Origin of the sequence: Streptomyces hainanensis (assembly GCF_004348415.1) — a bacterium.
Classification (GTDB): Bacteria; Actinomycetota; Actinomycetes; order Streptomycetales; family Streptomycetaceae; genus Streptomyces; species Streptomyces hainanensis.
In genome coordinates, this window is record NZ_SMKI01000263.1 from 1 (window position 1) to 10,956 (window position 10,956).

Below are 10,956 nucleotides of genomic sequence, written 5' to 3' on the forward strand. Positions count from 1 at the left end.
GAACCCAGGCCGCCGGCACCGCGAACCCGGCACCGCGAACCCGGCACGCCGATGGCCCACCCCGCCCGGAAGGGCGGGCCGGTGGGGGGAACCCCTACACCGACGACCAGAAGTCCACCAGCGCCCCCGCCGTCGCCTCCGGCCGCTCCGCGTTGGGGGAGTGCCGCGCCCCGCTGATCACCGTGCGCCGCGCGCCCAGCGCCCGCGCCATGCGGTCGAGGCTCGGCACCGACCAGGCGCCGTCCCGCTCGCCGGACAGGACGTGCGTCGGGAGGCCCACGGCGGCCAGCCGGGCGACGCGGTCCGGTTCGAGGCGGAGCGTGCGGCCGGTGGCCCGGAGTTGGGCCGGCGCGTTGGCCAGCCAGCGGCGGCGCAGCATCTCGTCGACGTCGTGCGGCGGTGCCGAACGGTGTATCAACCGCCAGACTCGGGCCGCCCCGAACACCGGCATGGTGACGCTCAGTGCCCGCACCTTGACCCGCTGCCAGGAGGCGACCCGTCCCGCGCCCGAGGCGACCAGCGTCAGGGAGGCGAACGGTTTCCGCCCGGCGGCCGCCGCCCGCAGCACCGCGCCGCGCGAGATGAGGCCGCCGAGCGAGTGGCCGACGAGGTGGATCGGGCCTGGCCCGAGCTCTTCCGCCTGCGCCAGCACGTCCTCTGCCAGGGCGCCGAGGCCGTAGCCGGCCCGGGCCAGCGCTCCGGCGCTCTCGAACTGGCCGCGGCCGTCCACCGCCACCGCCCGGTAGCCGGCCTGGGCCACCGGTTCGAGCAGGGCGATGAAGTCCTCCTTGCTGCCCGTGTAGCCGGGAACGAGCAGCGCCGTGCCGACCGGCCGTACGCCGTGCGGCACGGCGTCGAGCACCGCGAACGCGCCTCGGCGGGTCTCCAGCCGGCGGGCCTGGACCCCGACGGGGGGATCTGCGAAGGGCGGTCTGCTCACCCCACGAGCGTAACCGTCACCCGGGCGAAACCCGGGAGGGCTGTTCTCGGCGGCCCTCCCCCGCCAGAATCTACGCGCGTTACGGAAAGATCCGCACAGCCGCGGCACACGCAACAACAGCAGAGGAGTCACCGATGTCGTCGCTCGACCGCAGAAGGTTTCTGGGCCGGACCGCCGCGACCGGGGCCGGGGTGGCCATCGCCGGGACGGTGGCCGGCGCGACGCCGGCCACCGCGGCCGCCCCCGCCACCAGCGGCACGAAGCGGTACGCCTTCACCGTGATGGGCACCACCGACCTGCACGGCAACGTCTTCAACTGGGACTACTTCACCGACGCCGAGTTCACCGACGGCGGCAACAACGACATCGGCCTGGCGAAGCTCGCCACCCTGGTCAAGCAGGTGCGCGCCGAGAAGGGCGACCGCAACACGCTGCTGATCGACGCCGGCGACACCATCCAGGGCACCCAGCTCGCCTACTACTACGCCAAGATCGACCCGATCACCAGGGCCCGCGGCCCGGTGCACCCGATGGCCCTGGCGATGAACGCCATCGGCTACGACGCCGCGGCCCTCGGCAACCACGAGTTCAACTACGGCATCCCGCTGCTCCGCGCCTTCGAGCGGCAGTGCCGGTTCCCGCTGCTCGCCGCCAACGCGCTGGACGCCGCCACCGAGCGGCCCGCCTTCCCGCCCTACTGGATGACCCGGCTGCGCACCCCGCACGGCCGCGACGTCCGGGTGGCCGTGCTCGGCCTGACCAACCCCGGTATCGCCATCTGGGACCGCGCCCACGTCGAGGGGCGGATGGTCTTCCCCGGGCTGCCCGAGCAGGCCGCCCACTGGGTGCCTCGGCTGCGTTCGATGGGCGCGGACGTGGTGATCGTCTCGGCGCACTCGGGCACCAGCGGCACCTCGTCCTACGGGGATCAGGTCCCGCACGTGGAGAACGCCGCCACGCTGGTGGCCGAGCAGGTGCCGGGCATCGACGCGATCCTGGTGGGGCACGCGCACCAGGAGATCGTCGAGCGGCGGGTCGTCAACGCCGAGACGGGGCGCGACGTCGTGCTGTCCGAGCCGCTGTTCTGGGGCAAGCGGCTGACCCTCTTCGACTTCGAGCTGGCCTGGGAGCGGGGCCGCTGGCGGGTGGAGCGGGTGTCGGCGAGCCTGCGCGACGCCAACACCGTGGCCGAGGACCCGGCCGTCACCGAGCTGCTCGGCGACCAGCACGCCCGCGTCGTGGCCTACGTGAACCAGGTGATCGGCACCGCGACCGCCTCGATGACGGCCACGGAGGCGCCGTACCGGGACACCGCGATCGTCGACTTCATCAACCACGTGCAGGCGGAGACGGTGCGCGACGCGCTGGCCGGCGGCGAGTACGGGGACCTGCCGGTGCTGTCGCAGGCGGCCTGCTTCTCCCGCACCGCGGCCATACCGGCCGGCGAGGTCACCATCCGGGACGTGGCGGGGATGTACGTCTACGAGAACACGCTGGAGGCGCGGCTGATCACCGGCGCCCAGCTGCGGGACTACCTGGAGTTCTCGGCCCGGTACTTCGTCACGACCCCGGCCGGCGCCCCGGTGGACCCGGCCAGGCTCACCAACGCGGGCGGCATCCCGGACTACAACTACGACGTGGTCAGCGGCGTGACGTACGACATCGACATCGCCGGGGAGCCCGGCTCCCGCGTCACCGACCTGCGGTTCGGGGGCGAGCCGGTCGCGGACGACGCCCAGTTCGTGCTCGCGGTGAACAACTACCGCGCCAACGGAGGCGGCAACTTCCCGCACGTCGCGGCGTCCGACCAGCTCTGGTCGAACTCGGACGAGATCCGCAACACGATCATCGACTGGGTGCGCGAAAGCGGCGAGATCGATCCGGCCGCCTTCGCCTCCGTCGACTGGCGCCTGACCAGGGACGGCACCCCGGTCTTCTGAGGCGCTCGACGTGCTCCGGGCGCGCGGCGGACGGGCGGTCCGCCGCTCACCGGGAGGGTGGTGCGTCGATCAGTCGATCACGTCGCCGGTCAGGAGTCCGACCGCTCGGTCCTGGCCGGCTGCCCGGACCTGGTCCGCCGCCTGCGCCGCGGGGTGCGCGGCGCGGTGGCCTCGCCCGCCTCCGGCTCCGGCGTGGCCGCCGCGGGCTCCGCCGCCGCCTGGACGGCCTCGGCGGCGCCGCCGGCGGATCCCAGCGCGACTCCGCCGCGGGTGCGGCGGCGCTGCCGGGTACGCGACGTCCTGGTGGGGGTGGCGGCGGCGGTGGCGGGAGCGCCCGACGTGCCGGACCGCTTCTGGCCGGAGCGCCGGCTGTCCGGGCCGCCCAGGTCCTCGACCTCCTCGGCGTCGAGCCCGGCCCGGGTGCGCTCGGCGCGCGGCAGCGTGCCCTTGGTGCCCTCGGGGATGGACAGCGCCTCGAAGAGGTGCGGGGAGGTGGAGTAGGTCTCCGGCGGGTCGGGGAAGTCCAGGCCGAGCGCCTTGTTGATCAGCGCCCAGCGCGGCAGGTCGTCCCAGTCGACGAGGGTGACGGCGGTGCCCTTGTTGCCCGCCCGGCCGGTGCGGCCGACCCGGTGCAGGTAGGTCTTCTCGTCCTCGGGCGTCTGGTAGTTGATCACGTGCGTGACGCCGTCCACGTCGATGCCGCGGGCCGCGACGTCCGTGCAGACGAGCACGTCCACCTTGCCCTTGCGGAACGCGCGGAGCGCCTGCTCACGGGCACCCTGCCCGAGGTCGCCGTGGACCGCGCCGGACGCGAAGCCGCGCCGCGCCAGCTGCTCGGCGACGTCGGCCGCGGTGCGCTTGGTGCGGCAGAAGACCATGGCGAGGCCCCGGCCCTCGGCCTGGAGCATCCTGGCCACCAGCTCCGGCTTGTCCAGCGAGTGGGCCCGGAAGATGTGCTGCGTGATGTTGGCCACAGTCGCGCCCTGGTCGTCGGGCTCGGCGGCGCGGATGTGGGTGGGCTGGTTCATGTAGCGCCGGGCGAGCGCGATCACCTGCCCGGGCATGGTGGCGGAGAACAGCATGGTCTGCCGCTTGGCCGGCAGGTGGTCGATGATCTTCTCGACGTCCGGCAGGAAGCCGAGGTCGAGCATCTCGTCGGCCTCGTCCAGGACCAGGCAGCGCACCTCGGAGAGCCGCAGCTTGCGCTGGCCCGCCAGGTCGAGCAGCCGCCCGGGGGTGCCGACGACCACGTCGACGCCCCGGTTCAGCGCCTCCACCTGGGGCTCGTAGGCACGGCCGCCGTAGATGGAGAGGACGCGGACGTTCCGCACCTTGCCGGCGGTCAGCAGGTCGTTGGTGACCTGCTGGCACAGCTCGCGGGTCGGCACGACGACGAGCGCCTGGGGGGCGTCGCCGAGTTCGTCGGCGCCGGCCCGGCCGGCCTCGACGTCCGCCGGGACGGTGACCGCCTCCAGCAGTGGGAGACCGAAGCCCAGCGTCTTACCGGTGCCGGTCTTGGCCTGCCCGATGACGTCGGACCCGGCGAGGGCCACGGGAAGGGTCATTTCCTGGATGGGGAAAGGGGTGGTGATGCCGACGGCCTCGAGGGCTTCGGCGGTCTCGGCCAGGATCCCGAGATCTCGGAAGGTTGTGACGGTAGCGGACAGGGTCGTTGCCTCTTCTTGTGTGACGCGGCACACGGTGGCGAGGCGGGTCTTGTCTACCGAGCCGCTGTGGCGGGCCCTGATGGGCCGGCCAGCCGGCGCGGGACCCGGGCGTCTCGCTCAAGCGCACGCACCGCGCGAGCGGGTCCCTCATGCCGCGGCGGGTGCGGGGGCACTCACCGCGCGGAGGGCTGGTCAGGTCGGAGCCGATCGGGCCACCGACCGGGCATCCGCGGGGGATCCTGAGGCGCTGGTCTTGCCGGCCTCAGGGGACTCCAGCATGGGGGTGGGACCCGCCGCTTACAGGCGAGCCTCTATAGCACTGTACCCCGGAACCGCGCACATGTGTCAGGGCGCGAACTCATCACCGGGCACTATTGTGCCCCCCATGGAGACGCCTGACACGCCCGCTTCCGCTGCCCCGACCACCTCGGTCGCCGACCTCGACTGGTCCGCGGCCTCCGCCGACCCCCGGTACCGGGCCGCGGTGGTGGACCTGCTGGGAGCGTTGGCCTACGGCGAGCTCGCGGCCTTCGAGCGGCTCGCGGAGGACGCGAAGCTGGCGCCGGGCCTGGCGGACAAGGCGGCGCTGGCGCGGATGGCGGCGGCCGAGTTCCAGCACTTCGAACAGCTGACGGAGCGGCTGCGTGGGATCGACGAGGAGCCGACGGCGGCCATGGAGCCGTTCGCGGCCCCGCTCGACGAGTTCCACCGGCTGACCGCCCCCTCGGACTGGCTGGAGGGCCTGGTGAAGGCGTACGTCGGCGACGCGATCGCGGCCGACTTCTACCGCGAGGTGGCCTCCCGGCTGGACTCCGACACCCGCTCGCTCGTCCTCGGTGTGCTGGACGACACAGGCCACGCGTCCTTCGCCGTGGAGAAGGTGCGGTCGGCGATCGCCGCCGACCCGCGGCTCGGCGGCCGGCTGGCGCTGTGGGCCCGGCGGCTGATGGGCGAGGCGCTCTCCCAGGCCCAGCGGGTGGTGGCCGACCGGGACGCGCTCTCCACGATGCTGGTGGGCGGCGTCGCGGACGGCTTCGACCTGGCGGAGATCGGCCGCATGTTCTCCCGGATCACCGAGGCCCACACCAAGCGGATGGCCGCGCTCGACCTCTCCGCGTAGGCTCCCGACCATGGCAGCGACCGCGTTCGACCTGGCCCTGATCGAGGAGTCCGCCAAGAAGTCGGGCCTGGTGTGGGTGCGGGGCTCCTCGGGCCCCGCCCGGGCCCTCTGGCACGTCTGGCACGACGGCGCGGTCTGCGTCGTCGGCGGGCCGGGCGAGCAGCCGCTCGACGGGCTCGACGAGCCCCTGGTGGTGAGCTGCCGCAGCAAGGACAAGGGCGGCCGTCTGATCGCCTGGCCGGCCACCGTGACGGTTCTGACGCCGGACGCCCCCGAGTGGGAGCCGACGGTGACGGCGCTCGCCGCGAAGCGGCTGAACGCTCCCGACACGGACGGCCTGGCGGCCCGCTGGGCGGCCGAGTGCCGCGTCCTGCGGCTGACCCCCGCCGCCACGCCGGTGGAACGCCCCGACACCATGCCGACCGCCTCGCCGGCGGCCCCACCACGCCCCACCCCCGCGACGACGACGTCCTGAGGCGGCGCCGGGACGGCTCCCGTCACTCCACCAGTTCGTCCCCGTAGTCCAGGATCTGGTCGTCCTCCGGCGCCCGCAGCTCGAAGTCCTCGTTCCAGTCGGACAGCTGCAGCTCCCCCGCCTCGCCGGGCCGCTGGAGCAGCAGCGGGTACGGCTCACCGATCAGGGCCACGTCGAGCCTGCCGCCGGCGCCGCCGTCCGCGAGGACGGTGACGGTCTGGGCGCCGTCGACCTCGCCCCGGTCCTCCGCCACCTCCCGCTCGCCGTCCAACGTGAGCAGGTGGTCGAAGAGCACCTCCATGTCCGTGAAGCCGCTCAGCTGCGCGTACGCGGGGTCGTCGGGCGCCACCCGGACGTACCGCCCCTCCAGGGTCTCGGCCGGGTCCGAGTCCAGTTCCTCGGGGATCCCCTCGCTCTCCCAGAACGCGGCGTCCGCCTTCATGTAGAGGTCCTCGCCCACCCGCAGCAGCTCGAACGTCGCGCCGCCCTCGGCCGAGACCTCGCCGAAGCCGCCCTCCTCGCCGAGCCGCATGTCGAGCCGGAAGGACTCCCCCTCGGTGATCACCGTCCCGGAGACCCGCACCGCCCTGGCCTCCGCCGCGGCGGCCGTGGCCTGCTCCTCGATCTCCGCCGGAGTGAGGCTGGCGAGACCGTTGGTGCCCGCGTCCGGATCCTCTTCCGCGCCGCAGCCGACGGGCCCGAGCGCGAGTAACGCCGCGCAGCCCGCGGCCGTCACAACCCTGCGCCAGCCGGGGAAGGTTGGGGACACGGAAGGGGTCACGTCGACTGCCTCTCGTCGAGGTCACGGGCCGGTGAGGCGCAGCGTACCGGCAAGCCCGCGGGCCCCCGCACGGGGCGGGGGCCCGACCGGGCCCGGGAGGACCCGGTGACGGCACGTCGGCCGTACCGTCGCCGTACCATCGGGGCATGGCTACCGATACTCCCCTCCTCACCGAGGACGCCGTCCGCACCGCGCTTCAGCGGGTGAACGATCCGGAGATCCACCGCCCGATCACCGATCTCGGCATGGTCAAGTCGATCGAGATCGCGTCGGACGGCACCGTGAGTGTCGGGGTGTATCTGACGGTGCAGGGCTGTCCGATGCGGGGCACCATCACCGACGGGGTGCGGGACGCCGTCAGCGCGCTCCCCGGCGTGCGCGAGGTGCGGGTGGAGCTCGACGTGATGAGCGACGAGCAGCGCAAGGAGCTGGCCACCATGCTGCGCGGCGGGCAGGCGGAGCGCGAGGTGCCGTTCGCCAAGCCGTCCTCGCTGACCAGGGTGTACGCGGTCGCCTCGGGCAAGGGCGGCGTCGGCAAGTCCTCGGTCACGGTCAACCTGGCGGCCGCGCTGGCCGCGGACGGGCTGAAGGTCGGCGTGGTCGACGCCGACATCTACGGCCACTCGGTGCCCAGGATGCTCGGCACGGACGCCACCCCCACCCAGGTCGAGAACATGATCATGCCGCCGTCGGCGCACGGCGTGAAGGTGATCTCGATCGGCATGTTCACGCCGGGCAACGCGCCCGTGGTCTGGCGGGGCCCGATGCTGCACCGGGCGCTCCAGCAGTTCCTGGCCGACGTCTACTGGGGCGATCTGGACGTGCTGCTGCTCGACCTGCCCCCCGGCACGGGCGACATCGCGATCTCGGTGGCGCAGCTGGTGCCCAACGCGGAGATCCTGGTGGTCACCACCCCGCAGCAGGCGGCGGCCGAGGTGGCCGAGCGGGCCGGCTCGATCGCGGTGCAGACGCACCAGAAGATCGTCGGCGTGGTGGAGAACATGTCGGGGCTGCCGTGCCCGCACTGCGGGGAGATGGTCGACGTCTTCGGCACCGGCGGCGGGCAGCGGGTCGCCGAGGGGCTGACCAGGGCGACCGGCGCCGAGGTGCCGGTGCTCGGCACCATCCCGATCGACGTGCGGCTGCGGGAGGGCGGCGACACCGGCAAGCCCGTCGTGCTGTCCGACCCGGACTCGCCGGCCGGCGCCTCGCTGCGGCAGGTGGCGGCGGCGCTGACCGGGCGGCGGCGCGGCCTGGCCGGCCTCTCGCTCGGTCTCACGCCGCGCGCCAAGTTCTGAACCGACGGCGCCCGAACCGACAGGGCCCGCCCCACCGGGGGCGGGCCGCTACGCGTAGCTCTCGATGTCCTTGACGACGGCGAAGCCGAGGCCGTAGGCGCTCATGCCGCGGCCGTAGGCGCCGATGTGCACGTCGTGGTGGGCGGCGCCGGCGAGCACCCAGCCGTACTCGGACTCGCGGTAGTGGAAGTCGGTGGGCACGCCGTCCACCGGCAGCGAGAGCATGGACCAGGCGCCGCCGTGCAGGTCGTCGGCGAGCTCCCAGGCGATGGCGGTCTGCTGCTCCAGCCAGTCCTGCCGGAGGGCGCGCTCCATCTGCGCCGGCCAGGTGCAGGACAGCAGCCCGGAGCCGGCCAGCCAGGCCGCCGAGGAGACCGAGGTGGCCTCCAGGATGCCGGTGCCGTCGGCGCTGCGCCGCACCGGGCGGCTGGCGACGGTCACCACGACCGCGAACCGCTGGTCGTCGTGGCCGAGTTCGGCGCGGAGCGAGGGCTCGTCGCCGTGTCCCGTCGAGCCGTGCTCGACGGCCCCGTCGGCGGCCATGCCGACCTGCATCAGCCAGCGGGGGCCGCTGAACGCCTCGTCCAGCCCGTACCAGGGGAACTGCGCCAGCAGGAAGCCGTCGACCGCGCGGCGGGCCCCCGGCACCCCCTGGCCGGTATCGTCCCCGGACTCACCAGGGCCGCCTGTCGCGTCCTGCGGCTCTGCCTGACTGGTGGTCTCCATCTAACGCGACGCCTCCTCGTTGCCCTCGTCCTGGGCACACCCCGGACATAGGGAGGATAGCCATCCGCATCGGAGGTGTCCGGGCATGCCGGGAGCGAGAACGGCGCCATACCCCCAGGAAGCCGGTCGAATCCACTCAGGTGGCGTCGGCGTCGAAGGGCGCCGGCGTCTCGCCCGCCGTGGCCCCGGCGGGCTTGGCGACCTTGTCGAGGCTGACCGCGCCCGACACGGCCTGGGCGGCGGCGGCGCCGGCGGCCGCCGCGCCGCTCGCGGGCTTCGACAGGTCGGCCTTGCCGAGGGCCACCTTGCCGAGGCCCGGCTTGTCCAGGCTGGCCGGGGTGGGCGTGGAGCGGCCGTTGATCGCGTCGGAGACCTCGGTCAGCTCCTTGCGCACGTCCAGGCTGCTGGTGAGCTCCTTCAGGCCGAACTCGTCCTTGTCGAGCAGGTGCTTCTTCGCGAAGGTCCTGGGGTTCAGGTCCTCGAACTCGAAGTCCTTGAACTCGGGGCCGAGCTCGTCACGGATGTCCCGCTTGGCGCTGTCCGAGAACTCGCGGATCTTGCGCAGGAACTGCGCCGCGTCCTGGATCATCTTCGGCAGCTTCTCGGGGCCGAAGACGAGGATGGCGAGGACGATGAGCGTGATGAACTCCAGAGACCCTATATCGAAGAACATCTGTCGGCTCCCTCACGCATACGGTAGATGCCAAACGGTACCCGGCCCGGGCGTCGAACGGGAGATACCGGACCCCACCGGGGAGTGAACGAACGGCGGCCCCACCGGGTACGGGACGCCCCGGGAGAGCCCACGAGGTCACTCACTGACCGACTCCCCGAGGGTCACCGTCAGCTCGATCTCCTCGCCGCCGCGCTCCACGGTGAGCGCCAGGTCGTCGCCCGGGCGGTGGCTGCGGATCTTCACGATCAGCTCGTCACCGCTGCGGACCCGGTCGCCGTTCACGGCGGTGATCACGTCGCCGTCCTCGACACCGGCCTGGTCGGCCGGGCCGCCGGGGACCACCGCGGAGTCGCCGTTCGAGCTGCCGACCCGGGCGCCGTCGCCGAGGTAGCCGGTGTCGAGCGTCACACCGATCACCGGGTGGGTGGCCCGGCCGGTGTTGATCAGCTGCTCGGCGACGTCCTTCGCCTGGTTGATCGGGATGGCGAAGCCGAGGCCGACGCTGCCGGACTGGCCGCCGTCGAGGACGCCGCCGTCGCCGGTGCGGATGGCGCTGTTGACGCCGATCACCCGGCCGTTGACGTCGACCAGCGGGCCGCCGGAGTTGCCCGGGTTGATCGGGGCGTCGGTCTGCAGCGCGTTGACGTAGCTGATGTCGGAGCCGTCGGCCTCCTCGCCGCCCGCGGTGATCGGGCGCTCGGTGGCGCTGATGATGCCGGAGGTGACGGTGCCCTCCAGGTCGAAGGGGGCGCCGATGGCCACCACCGGGTCGCCCACGCTCACCGCCTCCGAGTCGCCGAGCTCGACGGGGGTGAGCCCGGAGACGCCGGTGACCCTGACCACCGCGAGGTCGTAGCCGCTGTCCTGGCCGACGACCTCGGCGCGGGCGGTGTCGCCGCTGCTGAAGGTGACCTGTATCACCCCGCTGGCCCCCGCCGGGCGGACCACGTGGGCGTTGGTGAGGATGTATCCGGTGTCGTCGAGGACGAAGCCGGTGCCGGTGCCGGCCGCGCCGCCGCCCGAGACGTGCAGGGTGACGACGGCGGGCAGCACGGCGCTCGCGATGCCGGCGATGCTGCCCTCGGCGGGCGGGCTCGACTCGCTGCGGGTCTGCGGGAGCCGCACGTCGCTGAAGGCGCCGTTCCGCTCCAGGTAGATGCCGACGGTGCCGCCGAGCACGCCGGCGATCAGGGCGATCAGGGCGGCGGCCGCCACCAGCCGGACGGGCCGCCGGCCCTCGGGCCCGGGCTCCGGGGCACCGAGGGCGGCTGGACCCGGCCGTGCCGATCGAGGAGACGGTCGGCGCGATCAAGGAGCTGATCGACGCCGGGTA

General features: G+C 73.5%; 10 protein-coding genes. 4 read left to right on the top strand and 6 right to left on the bottom strand.

Annotated features, from left to right (window positions below):
* Window positions 1-94 precede the first annotated feature (94 nt).
* Window positions 95-940, bottom strand: coding sequence for an alpha/beta fold hydrolase (locus tag E1283_RS22620; RefSeq protein WP_132819956.1), 846 nt, complete (start codon window positions 938-940; stop codon window positions 95-97).
* A 134-nt stretch (window positions 941-1,074) separates the two neighbouring features.
* On the opposite strand from E1283_RS22620, the gene E1283_RS22625 reads away from it, so the two are divergent.
* Window positions 1,075-2,880, top strand: coding sequence for a bifunctional metallophosphatase/5'-nucleotidase (locus E1283_RS22625; protein WP_132819957.1), 1,806 nt, complete (start codon window positions 1,075-1,077; stop codon window positions 2,878-2,880).
* 89 nt (window positions 2,881-2,969) lie between these two features.
* On the opposite strand, the gene E1283_RS22630 is transcribed toward E1283_RS22625, so the two are convergent.
* Complete coding sequence (locus tag E1283_RS22630; RefSeq protein ID WP_243745021.1) at window positions 2,970-4,580, bottom strand: DEAD/DEAH box helicase; 1,611 nt, start codon at window positions 4,578-4,580, stop codon at window positions 2,970-2,972.
* Window positions 4,581-4,932: 352 nt separating this feature from the next.
* Between E1283_RS22630 and E1283_RS22635 the strand changes: the two genes are divergently transcribed.
* Entirely contained in the window at window positions 4,933-5,667 is a 735-nt protein-coding gene (locus E1283_RS22635) for a ferritin-like fold-containing protein (protein WP_132819959.1), read from the top strand.
* A gap of 10 nt (window positions 5,668-5,677) precedes the next feature.
* Window positions 5,678-6,142, top strand: coding sequence for a hypothetical protein (locus E1283_RS22640; RefSeq protein ID WP_132819960.1), 465 nt, complete (start codon window positions 5,678-5,680; stop codon window positions 6,140-6,142).
* A 22-nt stretch (window positions 6,143-6,164) separates the two neighbouring features.
* On the opposite strand, the gene E1283_RS22645 is transcribed toward E1283_RS22640, so the two are convergent.
* Window positions 6,165-6,923, bottom strand: coding sequence for a hypothetical protein (locus tag E1283_RS22645; protein ID WP_243745022.1), 759 nt, complete (start codon window positions 6,921-6,923; stop codon window positions 6,165-6,167).
* A 146-nt stretch (window positions 6,924-7,069) separates the two neighbouring features.
* Between E1283_RS22645 and E1283_RS22650 the strand changes: the two genes are divergently transcribed.
* The gene (locus E1283_RS22650; RefSeq protein ID WP_132819961.1) at window positions 7,070-8,221 is read left to right on the top strand and encodes an Mrp/NBP35 family ATP-binding protein; all 1,152 of its coding nucleotides are present in this window, start codon (window positions 7,070-7,072) and stop codon (window positions 8,219-8,221) included.
* A gap of 48 nt (window positions 8,222-8,269) precedes the next feature.
* Here E1283_RS22650 and E1283_RS22655 read toward each other — a convergent pair whose 3' ends face one another.
* The 3 genes from E1283_RS22655 to E1283_RS22665 form a co-directional block, all read right to left on the bottom strand.
* Window positions 8,270-8,947, bottom strand: a complete 678-nt coding sequence (locus tag E1283_RS22655) for a hypothetical protein (protein WP_132819962.1) — start codon at window positions 8,945-8,947, stop codon at window positions 8,270-8,272.
* A 136-nt stretch (window positions 8,948-9,083) separates the two neighbouring features.
* A complete protein-coding gene (locus E1283_RS22660) occupies window positions 9,084-9,620 on the bottom strand; it encodes a sec-independent translocase (RefSeq protein ID WP_132819963.1) in 537 nt (178 codons plus the stop codon).
* A gap of 138 nt (window positions 9,621-9,758) precedes the next feature.
* On the bottom strand, window positions 9,759-10,838 hold the full coding sequence (locus E1283_RS22665) for a S1C family serine protease (RefSeq protein ID WP_425086213.1): 1,080 nt from the start codon (window positions 10,836-10,838) through the stop codon (window positions 9,759-9,761).
* Window positions 10,839-10,956 lie beyond the last annotated feature (118 nt).